This window comes from Streptomyces sp. Ag109_G2-15 (assembly GCF_900215565.1).
Taxonomy (GTDB): Bacteria; Actinomycetota; Actinomycetes; order Streptomycetales; family Streptomycetaceae; genus Streptomyces; species Streptomyces diastatochromogenes.
On sequence record NZ_OCNI01000001.1, the window covers coordinates 7,553,449 to 7,572,539 of the forward strand.

At 72.4% G+C, this 19,091-nt stretch carries 16 protein-coding genes and 2 pseudogenes; 11 read left to right on the forward strand and 7 right to left on the reverse strand.

All coding sequences use genetic code 11. The features are described from left to right. Nucleotides 1-26: 26 nt before the first annotated feature. Nucleotides 27-848 carry an SDR family oxidoreductase gene (locus CRP49_RS33995; RefSeq protein ID WP_097256802.1) on the reverse strand — a complete coding sequence of 274 codons (822 nt, stop codon included), beginning with the start codon at nt 846-848 and terminating at the stop codon, nt 27-29. Nucleotides 849-942: 94 nt separating this feature from the next. On the opposite strand from CRP49_RS33995, the gene CRP49_RS34000 reads away from it, so the two are divergent. After that, nucleotides 943-1,548 carry a TetR/AcrR family transcriptional regulator gene (locus tag CRP49_RS34000; protein ID WP_097256803.1) on the forward strand — a complete coding sequence of 202 codons (606 nt, stop codon included), beginning with the start codon at nt 943-945 and terminating at the stop codon, nt 1,546-1,548. A gap of 57 nt (nt 1,549-1,605) precedes the next feature. Here CRP49_RS34000 and CRP49_RS34005 read toward each other — a convergent pair whose 3' ends face one another. Continuing rightward, on the reverse strand, nt 1,606-3,552 hold the full coding sequence (locus CRP49_RS34005; protein ID WP_097256804.1) for an acyl-CoA dehydrogenase: 1,947 nt from the start codon (nt 3,550-3,552) through the stop codon (nt 1,606-1,608). A gap of 393 nt (nt 3,553-3,945) precedes the next feature. Between CRP49_RS34005 and CRP49_RS34010 the strand changes: the two genes are divergently transcribed. The 8 genes and pseudogenes from CRP49_RS34010 to CRP49_RS34040 all read left to right on the forward strand — a co-directional run bounded on the left by CRP49_RS34010 (nt 3,946) and on the right by CRP49_RS34040 (nt 10,968). Further along, nucleotides 3,946-4,629 carry a ScbR family autoregulator-binding transcription factor gene (locus CRP49_RS34010; RefSeq protein ID WP_097256805.1) on the forward strand — a complete coding sequence of 228 codons (684 nt, stop codon included), beginning with the start codon at nt 3,946-3,948 and terminating at the stop codon, nt 4,627-4,629. Between the two features lie 112 nt (nt 4,630-4,741). Then, entirely contained in the window at nt 4,742-5,980 is a 1,239-nt protein-coding gene (locus CRP49_RS34015) for a cytochrome P450 (RefSeq protein ID WP_097256806.1), read from the forward strand. Between the two features lie 220 nt (nt 5,981-6,200). Further along, nucleotides 6,201-6,920, forward strand: a complete 720-nt coding sequence (locus CRP49_RS34020) for a ScbR family autoregulator-binding transcription factor (RefSeq protein ID WP_257033581.1) — start codon at nt 6,201-6,203, stop codon at nt 6,918-6,920. Nucleotides 6,921-7,113: 193 nt separating this feature from the next. Further along, nucleotides 7,114-7,221, forward strand: a pseudogene (locus CRP49_RS48895) (asparagine synthase-related protein); the annotation flags it as partial. Beyond that, nucleotides 7,219-7,383, forward strand: a pseudogene (locus tag CRP49_RS49240) (pyoverdine biosynthesis protein PvcA); the annotation flags it as partial. The pseudogenes CRP49_RS48895 and CRP49_RS49240, both read left to right, overlap by 3 nt. Nucleotides 7,384-7,407: 24 nt before the next feature. After that, nucleotides 7,408-7,806 carry an ACT domain-containing protein gene (locus tag CRP49_RS34030; RefSeq protein WP_097256808.1) on the forward strand — a complete coding sequence of 133 codons (399 nt, stop codon included), beginning with the start codon at nt 7,408-7,410 and terminating at the stop codon, nt 7,804-7,806. 130 nt (nt 7,807-7,936) lie between these two features. Then, complete coding sequence (locus tag CRP49_RS34035) at nt 7,937-9,301, forward strand: S41 family peptidase (protein WP_097256809.1); 1,365 nt, start codon at nt 7,937-7,939, stop codon at nt 9,299-9,301. A 305-nt stretch (nt 9,302-9,606) separates the two neighbouring features. Next, nucleotides 9,607-10,968, forward strand: coding sequence for a tannase/feruloyl esterase family alpha/beta hydrolase (locus tag CRP49_RS34040; RefSeq protein ID WP_097256810.1), 1,362 nt, complete (start codon nt 9,607-9,609; stop codon nt 10,966-10,968). On the opposite strand, the gene CRP49_RS34045 is transcribed toward CRP49_RS34040, so the two are convergent. Then, nucleotides 10,946-12,544, reverse strand: a complete 1,599-nt coding sequence (locus CRP49_RS34045; protein WP_097256811.1) for a glycerol-3-phosphate dehydrogenase/oxidase — start codon at nt 12,542-12,544, stop codon at nt 10,946-10,948. The two genes, CRP49_RS34040 and CRP49_RS34045, sit on opposite strands and share 23 nt — an antisense overlap. Next, nucleotides 12,541-13,140, reverse strand: coding sequence for a TetR/AcrR family transcriptional regulator (locus CRP49_RS34050; RefSeq protein ID WP_097256812.1), 600 nt, complete (start codon nt 13,138-13,140; stop codon nt 12,541-12,543). Before CRP49_RS34050 ends, CRP49_RS34045 begins: the two co-directional genes overlap by 4 nt. A gap of 83 nt (nt 13,141-13,223) precedes the next feature. Here CRP49_RS34050 and CRP49_RS34055 point away from each other — a divergent pair, with 83 nt between their 5' ends. Both CRP49_RS34055 and CRP49_RS34060 read left to right on the forward strand, forming a co-directional pair. Continuing rightward, the gene (locus CRP49_RS34055) at nt 13,224-14,813 is read left to right on the forward strand and encodes an FAD-binding oxidoreductase (RefSeq protein ID WP_179851835.1); all 1,590 of its coding nucleotides are present in this window, start codon (nt 13,224-13,226) and stop codon (nt 14,811-14,813) included. A gap of 47 nt (nt 14,814-14,860) precedes the next feature. Beyond that, nucleotides 14,861-15,766, forward strand: coding sequence for a YegS/Rv2252/BmrU family lipid kinase (locus CRP49_RS34060; protein ID WP_097256813.1), 906 nt, complete (start codon nt 14,861-14,863; stop codon nt 15,764-15,766). Between the two features lie 32 nt (nt 15,767-15,798). Here the strand turns inward: CRP49_RS34060 and CRP49_RS34065 are convergent, their stop codons facing one another. The 3 genes from CRP49_RS34065 to CRP49_RS34075 form a co-directional block, all read right to left on the reverse strand. Beyond that, entirely contained in the window at nt 15,799-16,536 is a 738-nt protein-coding gene (locus tag CRP49_RS34065; RefSeq protein ID WP_097256814.1) for a VOC family protein, read from the reverse strand. 104 nt (nt 16,537-16,640) lie between these two features. After that, a complete protein-coding gene (locus CRP49_RS34070) occupies nt 16,641-18,032 on the reverse strand; it encodes an MATE family efflux transporter (protein ID WP_097256815.1) in 1,392 nt (463 codons plus the stop codon). Then, nucleotides 18,032-19,090, reverse strand: a complete 1,059-nt coding sequence (locus tag CRP49_RS34075; protein ID WP_097256816.1) for a cysteine synthase family protein — start codon at nt 19,088-19,090, stop codon at nt 18,032-18,034. Before CRP49_RS34075 ends, CRP49_RS34070 begins: the two co-directional genes overlap by 1 nt. Between the last annotated feature and the right edge of the window lies 1 nt (nt 19,091).

The window sequence follows — 19,091 nt, forward strand, 5'->3', positions numbered from 1 at the left end:
ACCGGCTTCTGGGTGAGTTCCGAGCTTCAGCGGAACGCGGGTGCGTTGCGTGCCGCCCACGCCGCGAAGGGAGCCGCAGGTCGCCCCAGGATCCGCTCGACGTCCCCGCTGACCGTCTGTTCCTCCGGGGTCGGGTCGCCGAGGATGGACAGGGTTGCCTCCACCACCGCGCTCGGCATGAACTGCGCCATCTGCGCGCGGGCTTCCTCGCGGCTCTGTTCCACGAAGGTCACCGGCTCGGCGAGGGCCTCGGCGAGGGCGGCGGCCCGCTGCCGGGGTGTGGTGGCCTCGGGGCCGGTCAGGGTGTAGGTGAGGCCGTCGTGCCCGTCCCGGCGCAGGACAGCGGCGGCGACCGCGGCGACGTCGTCCGGGTCGACGAACGGCAGGGCCACGTCGGCGAAGGGTGCCGCCGCGGTGCGGTGGTGCCGCACGGGCTCGGCCCAGGCGAACGCGTTGGAGGCCATCCCGCCCGAGCGCAGCACGGTGAAGGCCAGTCCGGATCGGGCCAGGGCCGCCTCGAAGCCGGCGGCGTGCGCGTAGCCGTGCGGCCGGGTGCCCACGCCCTGGGAGGACAGCAGGACCACCTTGGTGACGCCGGCCGCGGCGGCCTGCTTGAGGATTCCCTCCGGGTCGTCCCCGGCGACGAGCAGGAACAGTGCCGTGGCCCCCTCCAGCGCGGGGCCGAGACCGGCCGGCTGCCCGAGATCGGCGGCCACGGCCCGCACCCCCGCCGGGACGTCCTCGGGGGTGATGCGCCGGGCCACCGCGGTCACGGCCTCTCCCTCCGCGGCCAGCTGCGCGACCAGGGCCCGCCCGACGTTCCCCGTACCACCCGTTACGACGATCATGACGTCTCCTCGACCGAGTCGGTTGAACTGAGTTAGTTGACTAACTAAGTCGCTACGCTAGCCGGTCCACCGGGCGCTGTCTATCCTTAGTCAGGTGACTGACTCAAAATCCGGTACGACGGCCGGAGCCGCCACCTCCCGCAGGGGCGGCAAGCGCGCACGCCTGGTCGAAGCGGCCGTCCAGGTCTTCCACCAGCAGGGCGTGGAGAAGACCACCCTCGCGGACATCGCCCGCGCCGCCGACGTGCCCCTCGGCAACGTCTACTACTACTTCAAGACCAAGGACCAGCTGGTCGAGGCCGCCGTGGAGGCCCACTGCGACCAGCTCACCGCGCTCACGGCCGGCCTGGAGCGGCTCCCCGACCCGGCCGCCCGGCTGAAGACCCTGATCGCGGGCTGGGTCGAGGAGCGGGAGACCGCCGCCCGCTTCGGCTGCCCCTTCGGCACCCTGGCCACCGAACTCGACAAGCGCGACGACGGCCTGGACCTGGCCGCCGCCCAGGTCATGCGGGCCCTGATCGACTGGGTCGAGGGCCAGTTCACCGAGCTGGGCCGCCCCGACGCCCACGCCCTCGCCATCGAACTGGTCGCCGCCTACCAGGGCATGTCGGTCCTCACCAACACCCTGCGCGACCCCGGCCTGATGGCCGCTCAGGGCGAACGCCTCCAGGCGTGGGTCGACGGCCTCGCACGGCCCTGACCCGGGATCAGATGTTCCGCTGATCCCGGGGTCCGCATCGCGCCTTTCGGAGTGCTGTCACTCGGCCTCGGTCGTGTAGTCCGCCAGGGAGAGGCGGCCCGAGTTGGCCAGCGGGATTCCCTCCAGGTACGCGGTGGGCAGATCGAAGCCCTCGATCAGGTCCGTCATGTGCGGGGCGAGGTCGCGCAGCAGCTCGTCCAGCAGCTGGGGCAGGGCGCGCACCTGCTCGGCGGAGAGATGGCCGTCGGCCAGCAGGTCGCCGGTGTGCTCGCCCAGCTGCTGCAGCAGGAACAACCGGCAGAGCCGCTCCAGCAGTTCGCGGGCCTCAGGGTCCGTCGCCCGGGCGACCGCGTCCAGGAAGGCGTCGGCCGCCTGCAGCCGGGCGTGCACCGAGACCATCTCCAGGGCGGCGGACGAAGCGCCGTTCCACCGCTCCACCGGATCCCCGGAGGGACCCCGGCGCAGCGCCGCCCGGGCCCGGTCCTGCCAGGCGGCCTCGGCCCGGGCGAGCAGTCCGCGCAGATGCCGGGGATCCGTCAGCCGCTCCACGTCACCGGGGGGTTCGGGGGCCTCGCGGGGCGGCTGGTGCTCGAAGAGCATCTCGGCGGCGGCCTTCACCCAGATCACCAGGTTGTCGCCCTCGGCGGTGATCGTGCCCTCGACGTACTGCGGGAACTCGGACAGACCGTTGGCGGCGAACAGGCCCTGCGCACCGCACCGTTCCCGGCACTCGATGGTGATGTCCCGCGCCTGCCAGGTGATCCAGCTCTTGGCGATCGCGATCAGCCGCTCCGTCTCCGCGCGCTCTCCGGCGTCGCCGCCGGCGTGCACGGCGGCCCAGCGGGCGAGCACCGAGCGGTGCAGGAAGGTCATGGCGTAGGCCGAGGCCAGGCCCTTCAGCAGCCGCCCGTGGTGCGATCGGTGGGCGTTGACCGGGATGCGTTCGCCCGCGCGGGGCCCGCTGACCTGCCGGTGGTCGCCGTAGCGGACGGCTATGGAGAGCGCGGCCCGGGTCGCACCGACGGCGGCACCGCTCATGCACAGCTTGCCCATCGTGACCCGGCCGATGGACTGCAGGAACCGCTTGCGCCGATTGCCGAGATTACTATGGAAACGGCCGTCGGTGTCCAGGCGGCCGTGCTCGGACTCCAGCAGCGCGTCGCGCGGCAGCAGCACCCGGTCGAACGCGGTCAGGCAGTGGTCCACCGGGGCGCCGGTACGCAGCGGCAGCCGGCGGACCCGCACCCCCGGCAGCAGGCCCCGCTCGTCGCTCAGTGGCGTCAGGAACAGGAAGACGCCCTCGTCCCGGCCGTCGACTATGAGGCGGGCGGCCACCACGGCACTCTTCGGTCCGCCGGTCATGCTGGTGTTGGGCATGAACTTCTGGGCGCCGGGGTGCGGTGTGTTCAGCACGAAACCGCCGGTGGCCGGGTCCAGTTCGGCGGTGGTCTCCAGGGCCGAGGCGTCGTTGCCGTGGTCCAGCTCGGTGCACAGGAACGTGCCGGTACGCCGCAGGGTCGTGAAGTCGGACAGATCCCGGCGTTCCGCGCCCTCGTGATCGAGCAGGCTGCCGAGGAACAGGTTGTAGTGGATGCTCGCCACCGTGCACAGGCCCCCGCCGCCGTCCACGATCGCCGCCCACTCGTGCAACCCCGCCAGCAGCCGCGGGTCGTCCGCCAGCCGCTCGGCCCCGCCGGCCGTGTCGTTCACCAGACGCAGCCACTCGTAGGAGAGGGCGGCACGCTCGGCGGAGCCGAGCCCGGGGCGGTGACGGAAGGTGTCCTTCGAGATGAGGTCGCGCCACATCCCGTGGATGTGCTCCCGGTCGTCGCCGTCGAAGAGGAGCCGGGTCAACTCGCCGGACACGGTGCCGGAGAGGGCTCCGCCGGGCCCGGAATCCAGACCGTCGGGTCGGAACGTGTCCGGACCGAGCGCCTGATTCGTGCCGTAGTGCTCGATCTCCGGCAAGGAGGGGAGATGTACCTGGGGTGTCAGAAGGGTCATGGTCCTCTCCCGTCGTCGCAGATCCGGAAGGGTAGGGATGCGCAGAGTCAGAAGATACGGACCTCCCGGTTTGCTTATCAAGCCAAATTTCTGCCAACGGTGGCCGAACTGTGGTGTCTTGAGGACGCTCCTCGGCCTCAGAAGTAAGCGGGATGCTCAACTCCGGTCCGCTCTGGCGGACTTCCCTGCACAGGCAGACGCTGCGCGAACGTTGAGATACCGGGCGACAGGTTTTATTGTGGCGGTCAGCGACGGCTCGAGGAGTTCTGGCGTACCGGGTGAGGAGGGGGCGTTCACATGGTTGAAAGGCCATCTTCCGAGGTGGCAGGATACGTACCTGTCGGTTTCTTTTTGTGGCCGACCGGTCCGTGAAGCCAGTGCGGAGGATGTGCCGTGGCCCTGCAGGAACGAGCGATCAGGACGAGGCGCAACATCCTGGTGGCAGCCGCCGACGTGTTCGCCGACGTCGGCTACGAGGCGGCGACCATCTCGGAGATCCTCCAGCGGGCGAACGTCACCAAGGGCGCCCTCTACTTCCACTTCTCCTCCAAGGAGCAGCTCGCCCAGGCGGTGCTGACCGACCAGCTGAAGTCGGTGCCGGAATCGCCGCCGCGGGAGCTGGTGCTCCAGGAGGGACTGGACGCCGGCTTCCTCCTCGCTCATCTGCTCGGCTCGGGCGACCCCATGGTGCGCGGCAGCATCCGCCTCACCGTGGACCAGGGGTCACCGCACGACGGGCTGGACCGGCGGGTGCCGATGGCCTCCTGGGTCGACTACAACGCCACGCTCCTGGAGCGGGCGAAGGCGAACGGGGAGGTGCTGCCCCAGGTCGACGTGGAGGCAGCGGCGAAGGCGTTCGTCGCCGCGTTCACCGGGGCGCAGGTGCTGTCCAAGATCATGAACGACCATGCCGACCTGATGGAACGCGTGGTCGACCTCTACCGGCACCTGATGACCAGCATCGCGGTCCCCGCGGTGCTGGTGCGCCTGGACATGTCGCTCGACCGGGGCCGGCGCGTCTACGAAGAGGCCATGGAGCTGCGCCGGGAACCGCAGGAGGCGCAGGCCGCCGGCTGACCGGGGTCTCTCCGCGGACCGCGGACGCCGGGAGCCGGGGGAGCGGACATCGCTGCCATGGGCACGTCGCAACGCCACAACGTGATGCAGGACCGACCCAGGGAGCACACCGATGGAAGAGACCGCCTGCCCGTACGCCCTCGACCTCACCGGCCAGGACCACCTGGGGGAGGCCGCGATGCTGCGCGCCCAAGGCCCCGCGGTCCAGGTGGAGTTGCCGGGCGGCGTGCTCGCCTGGGCCGTCGTACAGCAGAGGTACGTGGAGCAGCTGCTGACCGACCCGCGCGTCTCGCGCAGCGCCCGCCTGCACTGGCCGCCGTTCATCGAGGGGAAGATAACCGAGGAGTGGCCGCTCTATCCGTGGGTGGCGAACGAGAACATGCTGTTCGCCTACGGGGAGCACCACACCAGGCTGCGCCGCCTCGTGGCCGGCGCGTTCACCGCGCGACGCTCCGAGGCGCTGCGTCCCCGGGTGCGGGAGCTGTCGGCCGAACTGCTCGGCGAACTGGCCGCCCTCCCGCCCGGCACCCCGGTCGACCTGCGCACCGCGTACGCGGAGGTGCTGCCGCTGCGGGTCATCTGCGAGCTGTTCGGCGTACCGCAGGGCGCCGAGACGGACGCGCTGTCCGCGGCGCTCAGCACGGTGTTCAGCTCCACCGTCAGCGGCCAGGAGATGGAGGCCGCCCGGCTGGAGGCCTTCGGGCGGCTCGCCGCGCTGGTCAAGGCCAAGCGGGAGCGGCCGGGCGACGACCTCACCAGCTCGCTGATCGCGGCCCGGGACCACGGCGACCGCCTCACCGAGGACGAACTGCTCGGCTCCCTCTTCATGTTCATCGCCGCGGGACAGGACACCACGGCCACCCTCATCACCAACGCGGCCGGCGCCCTGCTGACCCATCCCGAGCAACTGGCGCACCTGCGCGCGGGCCGGGCGACCTGGGCGGACGTGGTCGCCGAGACCATGCGGGTGCACACGCCCGGGGCGTACGCGCCGATGCGGTTCGCGGTCGAGGACATCGACCTCGACGGGGTGCGGATCCGCAAGGGCGACTGCATCCTCGTCAACTTCGCGGCGGGCGGCCACGAGAGCGACCGGCACGGGCCGGACGCGGACCGCTTCGACCTGCTGCGCAGCGGCGACCGGGACGTCCTCGGCTTCGGCCACGGAACGCACCGCTGCCTCGGTGCACCGCTCGGGGAGATCGAGGCCGCCTCCGCCCTCTCCAAGCTCTTCGATCTGTTCCCGGACGTACAACTTGCCTGCACGCCCGAGGAGCTGGCCCCGCTTCCGACTTTCATGCTGAACGGATACCGATCGCTGCCGGTGCTGCTGCGTCCATCGGCGTCCTGAGCGTGCGGGCGGGTGCGCCCGCCGGAAGTCCGCCGCCCGTCGCGGGCGGCGGACTTCCTTGTGTGTCACGCTCCCGACAGTCAAACCATGCACGCGGTTTGCTTCGTGGTCGATGGGGCGTCAGATCACCAGGGCGGAGGCGTTTGTGCAGTTCCTGAGTGTTTTCGTCCTGGCGTGCCGTCAGGTCTTGCCGCACCGCACCCTCGTAAACATACTGAACATGCGGTTATATTCGGCCGAGGTGTGTGGGCTCGTCTCCGCGCAGGCCCAGGAGGAGGGCGTCATGGTCAAGCAGGTACGGGCGGTTCGCACACGGCAGGCCCTCATCCGCGCGGCGGCGGAGGCCTTCGCCCACGACGGATACGCCCGCGCGTCCCTGCCCGCGATCAGCAAGCGGGCCGGGGTGAGCGCCGGCGCGCTGCACTTCCACTTCCCGAGCAAGGACGCCCTCGCGAGCGAGATCGAGAGCGGGGCGGCGCGCACGGTGGAGGAGATGACCGCGCACTGCCGGTCCACTGGCGGCAGTGCGCTCGGGGTGCTGGTCGCCGCGATTCGCCAGCTGGTGGTCGCGTTCGCGGCCGACCCGGTCATGCGGGCCGGATTCGCGCTCAGCGGCGACCCCGCGCGGGACGGCGGGACCGCGGTGGTGGACTCCTGGCACGGCTGGGTGCGCGACGTGGTCGCCCAGGCGCAGGAAGCGGGAGAGCTGACGGACGACGTTTCGCCCGAGTGCGTGGCCGGGGCCGTGGTGGCCGCGACGGTCGGCTTCGAGGTCCTCGGCAGCGGGGACCGGGACTGGCTGTCGAAGGAGCGCATGGTCGAGTTCTGGACCTGCCTGCTGCCACGGCTGGCGACCGTGCCCGGACCGGACCTCGCCCGGGTGCTGGAGGGCGAGCCGACCGGCGACCGGGACGCCGAGAACAGCATGGCCGGGCTGTAGGACGGCGCTGCCCTGACGGCAGGGCAGGGCAGGGCAGGTCTTGGCGGAGTGCTGCTCGTACGGGCCATAGCGGGGCGCCGGTTGATTCCCACGGTGGCGCACATTGCGGCGCAGCCGCGGTCGCCGGGCAGGCGGCCGCGGAACTGTCCTGGCTGCGCGACCTCCCCGGTTTCGACAAGGGCATCGCCCTGCCGACCAGTTGAGCATGGCCCAGGGCCTGGAGGTGCGCGTGCCGTACTGCGACCACCGGCTCGTCGAGTACGCCTTCACCACACCCTGGGCCCTGAAGAGCCACGACGGCATCCGCCTGCCCGACGCCCCGGACGCCTGGACCACCCCGTGGCACTCGGCCGCGCTCCGCCGCACCGACGGCACCTGGGCCCTCATGCCCCGCGAGCGCGCGGCCCGGCTGGGCCGTCTGGTCTACCGCGACGACAGACCGAGCCATTTCGAGCAGCGGTGATCGCGGGTTCCGTACCGTGTGGTCATGACCGGCGAGAGAGATCTGCAGAAGCTGTTGAGCGGGATGCGCCCCGAGCTGAATCCGGGCCGCTATGTGTTCACCACGGTCGAGGGAGGTGTGCCCTCCGGCATCACCCCGGTGGTCACGGTCGCCGAGCAGGAGGGCCTGACCCTGGTGGCGCGACTGGACGAGGCGGACGCGGCGGGGCTGGGGTACGACTACGTGGCCGCCTGGATCACCTTGCGGGTCCACTCGGCGCTCGAGGCGGTGGGGCTGACCGCCGCGGTCGCGCGGGAACTCGCCGACGCCGGCCTGAGCTGCAACGTCGTCGCCGGGTTCCACCACGACCACCTCTTCGTGCCGTACGAGCACGCTCATCAGGCGGTGGCCGTCCTGGAGAGTCTGGCGCGGCACTCCGCCTGAGCCGGCACCGGGACACGGGGGTTGTCCCGACCTTCGATGCACCGGTTCGCCGGATGGAGCGGGCGCGGCGCCGTCGGCCACGCTGGTGGTGCCCCGCAGGCACCGCGGGCACGCACCGGAAGGACACATCGTGCGCATCGTCACGGCCACCGTCGTCGCCCTCACCCTCACCGCGGCCGCCGCACCGACCGCCGCAGCCGCCGCGCGGCCGAGCACCGACGGTGTGTGGCGCATGGACGGCTACGGCACCGTCCTCACCCTCGGCGGTGGAGTCCTCCAGGAGTACCAGACCACGTCCGCCGGCTGCGTCAAGGGCGACACCTCACAGCAGACGGGACCCGGCACCTACACGACGACGGACGGCACCGTCCTGACCGTCCGGACCGTGCACGACCGCGACCATGCCGTACTCGCCGCGGACAGCTCGGTGGGCCACCGGGGGCTCCGACGGATCGCCGCACTGCCGGCCGACTGCACCCGCGTCCTGCCGGACGACCCCCGTGCCGACTTCGACGTCTTCTGGCAGACCTTCGAGGAGAACTACCCGTTCTTCGCCGCGAAGGGCGTCGACTGGCACGCCGTACGCGACCGGTACCGGCCGTCGGTGCACAAGGACACCACCAGGAAGGAACTCTTCGACGTCTTCAGCCGGATGGTGCGGCCGTTGTACGACGCCCATGTCGGGATCCAGGACGGCGACCGCGTCTTCTACCAGGTCCGGCCGGGCACCGAGATGCCGAGCGAGGAACTGGACGCGAAGGTCAAGAAGTTCATCGTCGCCCGCGACCTCGAGGACGCGCCCTGCCGGCGGGACTTCGCCGACGGCCGCATCACCTATGCCGACCTGCGCGGCGGCCAGGGCTATCTGCGGATCTCCGGCTTCGGCGGATACGCCGGCGAGGACGCCCCGTACAGCGCGCAGCAGGCCGAACTCGACAGGGCGCTGAACACGATCCTGACCCCCGGCCGGGTGCGACGCCTGACGGGGCTGATCATCGACCTGCGCATCAACGGCGGCGGCTCCGACACCCTCGGCATCCGCATCGCCCAGCGCCTCACCGACACCCCCTACATCGCGTACTCCAAGCGGGCCCGCAACGATCCGGCCGACCCGACCCGGCACACCCGCCCCGAACCCGTTCCGGTCGTCCCGGCCGACGCACCCCGCTACACCGGCCCCGTCGCCGTCCTCACCGGCGGTTCCACGGTGAGCGCGGGGGAGACCTTCACCCAGGCACTCCTGGACCGGCCGGGCCGTACGGTGCGCGTCGGGCAGCCCACGCAGGGCGTCTTCTCGGACGTGATGCTGCGCCACCTTCCCGACGGCATGCTCTTCGGCCTGCCGAACGAGGAGTACCTGACCCGCACCGGCCGCACCTTCGACGGCACGGGCGTCCCGCCGCAGCTGACCGAACCGGTCTTCACGAAGGAGGAGTTCGACCGGGGCCGCGACTCGGCGTTCGACCGGGCGGTGCGGACACTCCCCTCCGCGTGAGCGGGCTGCCAGGCGACCGGCAGCGTCCTCGGCCCGCGAATGAGGCCCCCGCGCTGGAACTCGACCTCGGCGGCCGGTACGGCGAGCCGGACGCCGGGGAAGCGGTCGAGTACGCCTTGATCTGTTCCCCGCCCGGCTGCGACGTCGGCTCGTGCTCTCGACCGTCCCGTAGCGTGCCGTAGGCACCGTCAGCCCGCACGCCGGAGACGCCCATCGCAGCATGGTCGTTGGCTCTACTGCGGAGGCCGTCGGAGTGTGGGCTCCCTCCATGGCCGACCCGGTGCGGGAGGCCAACGATGTGCGTCATGCGCCCCAGTCGACGAACCACCCTCCTGTCCGCCGCCCTGCTGGCGGCATCGGCGGTCACGCCCACGGCTGCCGCCCGAGCCGACGACGGTCCCGGCGGCCGGCGCCGGATCACGGTTCCCGGTGCCGAACGGCAGCTGATCTCCCGTCACGACGACCTGACGACCAGCGCCCTCACCGGCACGCCCTACACCGACCCCGCGGACTGGGCCGGACTCACCGCCCGGGGCACCCACAACCCCTCCGGCGTGCCCGGCTGGCAGATCGACGGCTACTTCCCCGGCTCCTCGCACCTCAACACCGCGCACGGCTGGAACCACGACGCCCAGTTCGTCATGCGGCTGCCCGAACACTGGAACGGCAAGCTGGTCGTCACCGGTGCCCCGGGCGTCCGCAGGCAGTACGCGATGGACACCCTCGTCTCCGACTGGGTGCTGGCCCAGGGCTATGCCTTCGCCGCCACCGACAAGGGCAACTGCGGCCCGGACTTCTACACCGACGGCGCTCGTCCCGGCGACGCCGTCGCCGAGTGGAACCGGCGCACGACCCAGCTCACCCGGGCCGCCAGGGCCGTGGTGGCCCAGCACTACGGCCACGCCCCGCGCCGCACGTACATGACCGGGATCTCCAACAGCGGCTACCTCACCCGCTGGCAGCTGGAGAACCACCCCGAGCTGTACGACGGCGGCGTCGACTGGGAGGGCCCGCTGTGGCGGCCCGAGGGCCCGAACCTGCTCACCTTCCTGCCCACCGCCGTCGCCCGCCAACTGGGCCGGGCCGACGACGAGGACATGTACGCGGCCGGCTTCGCGCGAGGGTCGGAGTTCCTGTGGCCGTACCACGAGAAGGCGTACTGGGGCCTGACCCAGAAGATCTACCGCGCCGAGTTCGACCCCGGCTACGACCCCGCCTGTCCCGGCGCCTCGGCCGGTACGACCCCCGAGGAGATCCTCGCCCCCTGCCCCTCCGACGCCGCGTACGACTACGCCGCACGGCCGCGTCCCGTCCATGAGGCCGTCGCCCGGATCTCCCTCACCGGCCGCATCGGCAGACCGATGATCACGCTGCACGGAACCCTGGACGCACTGCTGCCGATCACCGTCCAGTCCGACGTCTACGCGCGGATGATCGCCGAGCAGGGCCGCTCCCGACTGCATCGGTACTACCGGATCGAGGGCGGAACCCACGTCGACAGCCTCTACGACACCTTCCCGGACCGGCTGCGTCCGATCCTGCCCTGCTACCGCACCGCCTTCACCGCGCTGACGGCCTGGGTGGAGCACGACGAGGAGCCGCCGCCGAGCGGCACCGTTCCCCGGCCGCGCTCCGGTGATCCGGTCAACGCTGGTTCACTGACCTGACGTCGGTGGTCGCCTGTGCCAGGACCTCCTGGGCGATCGCGAGCGCCTCCGCGCGGTCCTCGGGGACGACGCCGATCCGGGTGCGCCGGTCCAGGAGGTCCGCCGCGTCGAGGGCGCCCTCGTGCCCGGCGGCCCACACGAGTTCGGCCCGGGTGACCGGGTACCCGGGCAGCACCGGTTCGGCCAGGGCCGGATCCCGCTCCGTGAGGGCGTGGACGGCCGGGGCCTCGGTGCCGTAGCGGCGGACCAGCCGGCGGGGCGCGGGCAGGGCGCGCAGCCGGTCCGGTGCGGCGGCGCCGACCAGCGGCAGGGCGGCGGTGGGGGAGGGGCGCGCGGGCAGGCCACGGGCCTCGACGGCGGCGTCCACGGCGTCCTCGGCCATCCGCCGGTAGGTGGTGAGCTTGCCGCCCACGATGGTGGTCACCCCGTCGGGGGAGGTCAGCACCGCGTGCCGGCGGGAGATGTCGGAGGTACGGGCCGGTCCGTCACCCGGGCCGTCGTGCCCGGCGGTGTCCAGCAGGGGGCGCAGCCCGGCGAAGGCGCCGACGACCTCGTCCCGGTGGACCGGCGTGTCCAGGGCGGACCCGAGCACGTCCAGCAGGAAGCCGATGTCGGTCTCGGGGACCTCCGGTACGTCGGGGATCGGGCCGTCGACCGGCTCGTCGGTGAGGCCGACGTAGACCCGGCCGTCCCCCTGGGGCAGGACCAGGACGAAGCGGTTGGTCTCGCCCGGGATCGGGATGTGCAGGCCGGCCGGCAGGGCGCCGAGCCGCTCCGAGCGCAGGACCAGGTGCGTGCCGCGGGAGGGCCGGATCCGTATGCCGTCGACGAGGTCACCCGCCCACACGCCGGTGGCGTTGATCACGGCGCGGGCGCGGATCTCGCCCTCCTCGCCGGTGAGTTCGTCGCGGACGCGGGCGACCGTGCCGGTCAGCTCCAGCACCCTGACCCGGGTCAGCACCCGGGCGCCCTGCGCGGCGGCGGTCCTCGCCAGGGCGGTCACCAGCCGGGCGTCGTCGGTGACCCGGCCGTCCCAGGACAGCAGCCCGCCGCGCAGCCCGGCCGCGCGCACCGAGGGCGCCAGGTGCCGGGCCTCCGTCGCCGACAGCCGGCGCGGGGCGGGCAGCACCTGACGCGGGGTCCGGGCGGCCAGCCGCAGCATGTCGCCGGCCCGGAACCCGGCCCAGGCCAGCGAGGCCTGCGCCCGAGACACCAGCGGGGTCAGCGGCAGCACGAACGGCTGGGCGGCGACCAGGTGCGGGGCCGTGCGGGTCATCAGCACTCCGCGCTCGACCGCGCTCTCGTGGGCGACGTCGAACTGCGCGGAGGCCAGATAGCGCAGCCCGCCGTGGATGAGCTTGGAACTCCAGCGGGAGGTGCCGAAGGCCAGGTCATGGGCGTCGACCGCGACGACGTCCAGACCGCGGGCGGCCGCGTCCAGGGCGGCTCCGGCCCCCGTGGCGCCGAGCCCGACGACCAGGACGTCGGCGACCCTGCCGTCGGTGGCCTCGGCCAGTTCCCGGGTACGCCGACCCGCGCCGAGGGACGAGCCTCGTACGGCCTCGAGGTGGCTCATGGCGTCAGGGTCCTCTCCAGAAGGGTGCGCAGCTCGCCGAGGAAGGCCGCGGAGTCGAGGTCGGGATCGTCCTCGTCGGTCATCGTGCGCAGGGACAGGGTGAAGGACTGCACGATCAACAGCAGGGCACGGGCCTGCCGTTCGGTGTGCGCGGTGCGCACGGAGCCGTCCGCGTGGCCCTCGCGCAGCGCGTCGGCCAGCAGGGCCAGCAGCGCCTCCTGGCTCGCCCCGCGCCGGTCGAGCACGTAGGGGAGCAGCAGCTCGGGATCGACGTCGACGATCTTGCGGAAGAGCGGGTGGGCGCGGAACGCCTCCACCCCCGCCACCAGCCCCGCCACGATCCGGCCGCGCGTCTCGGTGCCGGGCGTGTGCTCCGGTATCGCGCGGGTGGCCACGTCGATCCACTCACGGGTCATCAGGTCGCCCACCAGCGTGCGCAGGTCGGGCCAGCGCCGGTACAGCGTCATCCGGGAGACGCCGGCGCGGCGGGCCACGTCGGCGAGGGTGGTGCGGCGGACCCCGACGGCCAGCACACAGTCGCGCACCGCGTCGAGCACGTGATCATTGTCCGAACCGTTGTGACGAATAGGCGTCATGTGTCACAGTGTAACGCCCCGGGGGCCGGGCGGAGACGCCGCCGCGCGAACCGAGCACACCGACCTGTGAGGACGACCCTTCGATGGACATGCTGTGGAACGGCTGGGGCGACCCGGCCAAGGCGGCACCGCTGCCCGACACGGTGACCGGACTGCTGCGCGACCTGCTCGGCGTCAAACCGCGGACCACGCCGGCGCTCGCCCTTCAGGACATCGACCTGCCCGCGCCCACGGCCGACCCGGCGGCGCTCAAGGCGCTCGCCCAGGCCGTCGGCGGCGAGGACCACGTCCGCACGGACGCCGAGAGCCGCATCCGGCACACCCGCGGCAAGTCCACCCCCGACCTGCTGCGGCTGCGCGCCGGCGACACGTCCGACGTCCCGCAGGCCGTGGTCCTGCCCGCCTCCCACGACGAGGTCCTCGCCGTGCTGCGAGCCTGCGCCGTGCACGGCCTGGCCGTCGTCCCCTTCGGCGGAGGCACCTCTGTCGTGGGCGGACTCGCGCCCCAGCGGAGCACCTTCGTCGCCCTGGACCTGCGCCGCATGACCGGCCTGCTCGACCTCGACCCGGTCTCCCGCACCGCCGTACTGCAGCCGGGCCTGCGCGCCCCCGAGGCCGAAGCCCTGCTCGCCGCACGGGGTTTCACCCTCGGCCACTTCCCGCAGTCCTTCGAGTGGGCCACCATCGGCGGCTTCGCCGCCGCCCGCTCCAGCGGACAGGCCTCCGCCGGATACGGCCGCTTCGACGAGATGGTGCTCGGCCTCACCCTCGCCACTCCCGAGGGAACCATCGAGACGGGCCGAGCCCCCCGCTCCGCCGCCGGACCCGACCTGCGCCAGCTGATCCTCGGCTCCGAGGGCGCCTTCGGCGTCATCACCTCCGTCACCGTACGGATCCGCCCGCTGCCGGAGGAGCGGGTCTACGAGGGCTGGCGGTTCGCCTCCTTCGAGGAGGGAACCGCGGCACTGCGCCGGCTCGCCCAGGACGGACCCCGGCCGACCGTGCTGCGCCTGTCCGACGAGACCGAGACGCTCATCGGCCTCGCCCAGCCGGACGCCATCGGCGCCGGCCTGGAGAGCAACGCCGGATGCATGGCGATCACCGGCTACGAGGGCACGGCCGAGGACACGGCCCAGCGCCGCGAGCAGGCGGCGGCCGTCCTGCGCGCCGCCGGCGGCACCCTGATCGGATCCGAACCGGGCGAACGCTGGGCCCACGGCCGCTACTCGGCGCCCTACCTGCGCGACTCCCTGCTCGACGCGGGAGCCTTCGCCGAGACGCTGGAGACCGCCGCCTTCTGGTCCCGGATCCCCGACCTGTACGCGGCGGTCCGCACCGCCCTCGCCGACACCCTCACCGAGGCCGGCACCCCGCCCCTGGTGATGTGCCACATCTCCCACGTGTACGAGAACGGCGCCTCGCTGTACTTCACCGTCGTCAGCGCCCAGGGCGAGGACCCCGTCGCGCACTGGACGCACGCCAAGCACGCCGCCAACGACGCGGTACTCGCCGCCGGCGGCACGATCACCCACCACCACGGGGTGGGCACCGACCACCGAGACTGGTATGTCAGGGAGGCCGGAGCGCTGGGTGTCGAGGCCCTGCGCGCCGTCAAGCGCCGCCTCGACCCCGACGGACTCCTCAACCCGGGCGTCCTGCTGCCCACCGACTGATCCGTTCCGCCAGCCCGTCACTCTCGTCACCGCCCGGAGGCCCACCGATGCGACAGTTCACCGCCGTCGTCAACCCGACCGCGGGCGACTCGACCGGGGCGGCATCGCTGCTCCACCTGGCCCGACTGCTCCGCGAGGCCGGAGCCGAGCTGGAGACGGAGTACAGCAACAGCCTCGCCCACGCCCAGGACATCGCCCGGCAGGCCGGGGAACGCGGCCGGGTGGTCCTGGCGGTCGGCGGCGACGGCATGGCGGGCGGCATCGGCGGCGCGCTCAGCGGCACGGGTACGGTCCTGGGCCTCGTACCCGCCGGCCGGGGCAACGACTTCGCCCGGGCGCTGGGCCTGCCGGCCGACCCGGCCGCGCTCGCCGACCTCCTGCTGCACGCCGAGCCCAGCCCTGTCGACACCATCGAGGTGGAGTCGGCCGTCCACCACCGCACCGTGGTCCTGGGCAGCGTCTACGCCGGCGTCGACGCGCTGGCCAACCGGCACGCCAACGAGGCCCGGCTGCTGCGCGGGTCCGCGTCGTACTACGCGGGCGGCCTGCGCGCCGTGACCACCTGGCGACCGGCGGACTACCGCGTCACCGTAGACGGCGAGGAGCACGCCCACCGCGGCTACACCGTCGTGGCCGCCAACTCCCCCTACTACGGCTCCGGCCGGCTCATCGCGCCCGGCGCGCGGGTGGACGACGGACTGCTGGACATCGTCATGATCCGCGAGGCCCCGCGCCGGCTGTTCTTCACCCTCATGAACGAGCTGAAGACAGGCGGCCACGTCCACCGCCCCGAGGTGCGGGTCCTGCGCGGAAAGGAGATCCGCATCGAGGCCTCCCGCCCCGTCCCCTACGGAGCCGACGGCGAGGTGGAGGCCGCGCTGCCGGTGACGGTGCGGGTACGGCCCGCGGACCTGCCGATGCTGTGGCGGCCGGCCACCGCGGACCGCCCCTGACTTCTCGGCGGCCGTCGTTCAGCTGCTCGGCGTCAGGACCGGGAGAGGACGCAGAACTCGTGGCCCTCCGGGTCGGTCAGGCACGTCCACGGGACGTCACCCTGGCCGACGTCGAGGTCGGTGGCGCCGAGGGCCCGCAGCCGGGCCACCTCCGCTGCCTTGTCGTCACCGGCGTCCGGCACCAGGTCAAGATGGACGCGGTCCGGCACGGTCTTCACGCCGGTGCGGAGGAACTCGAGATACGGGCCGACACCCTTGGCGGAGCGCAGCACCGCGTGATCGTCGGTCACCTCGTGCAGGGTCCAGTCCAGCGCCTCGTCCCAGAAGCGGGCCATGGCCCGCGGATCGGCGCAGTCGACCACCACCCGGGCGATCGGCCCGGTGTCCCGGTAGATCTCCCGCGGCTCCAGCACGCAGAACTCGTTGCCCTCCGGGTCGGCGAGGACCGTCCACGGCACGTCGCCCTGGCCCACGTGGGCGGGCGTCGCACCGAGAGCCCGGAGGCGCGCGACCAACTCCGCCTGATGGGCCGCAGAGGTGGTGGCGAGATCGACGTGCACACGGTTCTTTGCTGCTGTCTTGGGTTCCGGGACGGCGATGACGCAGATGCAGACGCCGACCGGGTCCAGCCAATCGAAGCCGGCGGGTTTGGCGGCGGTCGCGCCGGGTTGCGAGCTGGAAACACCCCAGCCGAGCGCCTCCGCCCAGAACCGGCCGACCGCCGAGTCATCAAGTGCCTTTATGTTCACCAGAGCAGGTCGGAGTGTCATGCCGGCGATCCTATGCACGCTGCAACGACACCGCAGATACCTCGCCACACAAAGATCGACTGGCTCACCAGCCGTAATGCTCAGCTCGCCGACCAGCCGCCCGTTCAGACGGTCGCCGGTGCCGAGGTCGCCTCCAGTCGGCCGACGCCCCGGTTGAAGCGGCGCAGCAGGAGTACGGCGGTGGCGGCGAGGCCGGTGAGGAGGCCGAGCCAGATGCCGAGGGTGTCGAGTCCGGTGCCGAGGCCGAGCAGCGCCGCGGTGGGGAGACCGACGAGCCAGTAGCCGACGAGGGTGACGCGGAAGCCACCCTTGGTGTCGTCCAGGCCGCGCAGCAGGCCGACGCCGATGTTCTGCGTGCAGTCGAAGAACTGCAGGACCGCGGCGACGAGCAGCAGATGCACGGCGATGTCGGTGGCCGCCGAGTCGCCGGTGTCGAAGAACGGGGCCAGGACCAGGCGGGGCACGGTCACGTACACCAGCGCCACGACCGCCATGACCGCGGCGGCGCAGGCCAGCGCCGTGGTCTTGAGCCGTTGGGCCGCCGCCTTGTTGCCCAGGGCGAGTTCGCGGCTGACGCCGAGGGACGCGGCGTGGGAGAGGCCCACGGCGATCTGGAACACGATGTACACGAGCTGGTTGACGGCGGTGTGCGCGGCCAGCGCGGCGGTGCCGAAGCTGCCGACCATCAGCGCGACGACCGAGAAGAAGCCCGCCTCCGAGCCGTAGGTGGCGGCGATCGGCGTGCCGAGCGCGGTCAGCCGGCGCAGGGTGGCCGGACGGGTCCGCCAGATGCGCAGGGACAGTAGCGGCGCCAGGGCGGGATCGCGCCGGGCGGAGGCGTACAGCGCCAGGAACGACAGGGCGTACACCGCGGTCGTGGCGAGCCCGATGCCGGGCAGACCGAGCTTCGGGACGATCCAAGTACCGTGGATGAAGGCCCAGTTGAGACCCGCGTTGACGGCGATCGAGGCAAGGGTGATGCGCAGCAGGGCCTGTGGGCGGCGCATGCCGACGGTGAACTGCCGGATCGCCTGGAACCACAGGCAGGGGATCAGTCCGGGTGCCATGGCGTACAGCACCGGCTTCGCGGTGTCGACGACGTCCGGGTCCTGGCCGAGCCAGACCATGGCATGCCCGATCAGCACCATCAGCACCGCGCCGACGAGCCCGGCCAGGGTCGCCAGCAGCAGGCTCGCCCGGACCAGGTCCCGTACCTCATCGCGCGCCTGTTCGCCGCCGTCCCGCTCGGCACGTGCGTCGGCGGCGGCGACCTGGTTGCCGACGGCGGTGACCAGACCGACGCCCATGGTGCGCAGCTGGTTGAAGACGACCATGGCCAGACCGCCGGCCGCGAGGGCCTCGGTGCTGATCAGGCCCATCATGACGGTGTCGGTGGTGGTGAGCGCGACCTGGGCGAGCTGGGTGAGCGCGAGCGGTACGGCGAGCGTGGCCAGCGCGCGGCCGTCGGTGAGCAGGCGGGCGAGGACGGGCGGCATCAGTGCTGTTCCTGTGGGGTGTCCGGCGCGGTGGTGGGGCGGAGCTTGGTCAGCAACTCGTCGACCTCGCGCTCCACATGGGCGTCGAGCAGGTCGCGGGCGGTCATCCAGTCGTCGTCGAAGACGGTGTCCATGTACTTCTCGCCGCCGTCGTTGACCAGCGCGACCATAGTCGTACCGGGCGGGAGCGAGGACAGCCGGGTCAGCGCCTCGTACACCACCCCGCCCGCCGAGCCGCCGATCAGCAGCCCGGTGCGGCGGGCGAGGACGCGGGCGGTGGCGAAGGCCTCGACGTCGCCGACCTTCACGCCCTCGTCCAGCAGGTCGTAGTCGACCATGGCGCCGATCGTCGCGCCCTCGGGCGTGCCGGTGCCGGACTGGTAGTAGTCGTGGGCGGGTGGCCCGAAGGCGATGGAGCCCTTCGGTTCCACGCCGACGATCCGCACCTGCGGCACGGTCCTGCGCAGTTCGCCGCCGGTGCCGAAGAGCCCGCCGCCGGTGCCGACCGCTGCGATCAGCACGTCGACGCGGCCGTCCAGCGCGGCGTCGAGTTCGCGGGCGACGGCGTGGTAACCGACCCCGTTGGCGGGGTTGTTGTGCTGCTCGGTGAAGTAGGCGCCCGGCGTCTCGGCGGCCAGCCTCTCGGCGAACTCCTCGCGGGCCGCGGTGGCCAGCTCCTCGTCGCCCTCGTCGGCGACGTAGACGAGTTCGGCGCCGAGGGCCTTCATCGCGCGCAGCTTGTCGGCGGCGGCATGGTGGTCGACGACGGCGGTGAAGGTGTAGCCGCGCTCGGCGGCGACGACGGCGAGGCCGAGACCGGTGTTGCCGGAGGTGGACTCGACGATCCTCCCGCCGGGGCGCAGCAGCCCGCGCTCCTCGGCGTCGAGGACCATCTGCCGGGCCATGCGTATCTTGGCCGTCCCGGTCGGGTTGAACTGCTCCAGCTTCAGCAGCAACCGTACGTCGTCCTCGGTGCGGCACAGCTCGAACAGCGGGGTGGCACCGATGAGTTCGGAGACCCGGCGCACGACGGGCGGGCGGTGCAGGGACAGGTCCATG

What these genes read in the sequence shown, in the direction of transcription:
- CRP49_RS33995 (WP_097256802.1), bottom strand. Translation starts at nt 848, where the DNA reads ATGATCGTCGTAACGGGTGGTACGGGGAACGTCGGGCGGGCCCTGGTC.
- CRP49_RS34030 (WP_097256808.1), top strand. Translation starts at nt 7,408, where the DNA reads ATGACCGGCGAGAGAGATCTGCAGAAGCTGTTGAGCGGGATGCGCCCC.
- CRP49_RS34070 (WP_097256815.1), bottom strand. Translation starts at nt 18,032, where the DNA reads ATGCCGCCCGTCCTCGCCCGCCTGCTCACCGACGGCCGCGCGCTGGCC.
- CRP49_RS34050 (WP_097256812.1), bottom strand. Translation starts at nt 13,140, where the DNA reads ATGACGCCTATTCGTCACAACGGTTCGGACAATGATCACGTGCTCGAC.
- CRP49_RS34060 (WP_097256813.1), top strand. Translation starts at nt 14,861, where the DNA reads ATGCGACAGTTCACCGCCGTCGTCAACCCGACCGCGGGCGACTCGACC.
- CRP49_RS34015 (WP_097256806.1), top strand. Translation starts at nt 4,742, where the DNA reads ATGGAAGAGACCGCCTGCCCGTACGCCCTCGACCTCACCGGCCAGGAC.
- CRP49_RS34005 (WP_097256804.1), bottom strand. Translation starts at nt 3,552, where the DNA reads ATGACCCTTCTGACACCCCAGGTACATCTCCCCTCCTTGCCGGAGATC.
- CRP49_RS34055 (WP_179851835.1), top strand. Translation starts at nt 13,224, where the DNA reads ATGGACATGCTGTGGAACGGCTGGGGCGACCCGGCCAAGGCGGCACCG.
- CRP49_RS34040 (WP_097256810.1), top strand. Translation starts at nt 9,607, where the DNA reads ATGCGCCCCAGTCGACGAACCACCCTCCTGTCCGCCGCCCTGCTGGCG.
- CRP49_RS34075 (WP_097256816.1), bottom strand. Translation starts at nt 19,090, where the DNA reads ATGGACCTGTCCCTGCACCGCCCGCCCGTCGTGCGCCGGGTCTCCGAA.
- CRP49_RS34020 (WP_257033581.1), top strand. Translation starts at nt 6,201, where the DNA reads ATGCGGTTATATTCGGCCGAGGTGTGTGGGCTCGTCTCCGCGCAGGCC.
- CRP49_RS34045 (WP_097256811.1), bottom strand. Translation starts at nt 12,544, where the DNA reads ATGAGCCACCTCGAGGCCGTACGAGGCTCGTCCCTCGGCGCGGGTCGG.
- CRP49_RS34065 (WP_097256814.1), bottom strand. Translation starts at nt 16,536, where the DNA reads ATGACACTCCGACCTGCTCTGGTGAACATAAAGGCACTTGATGACTCG.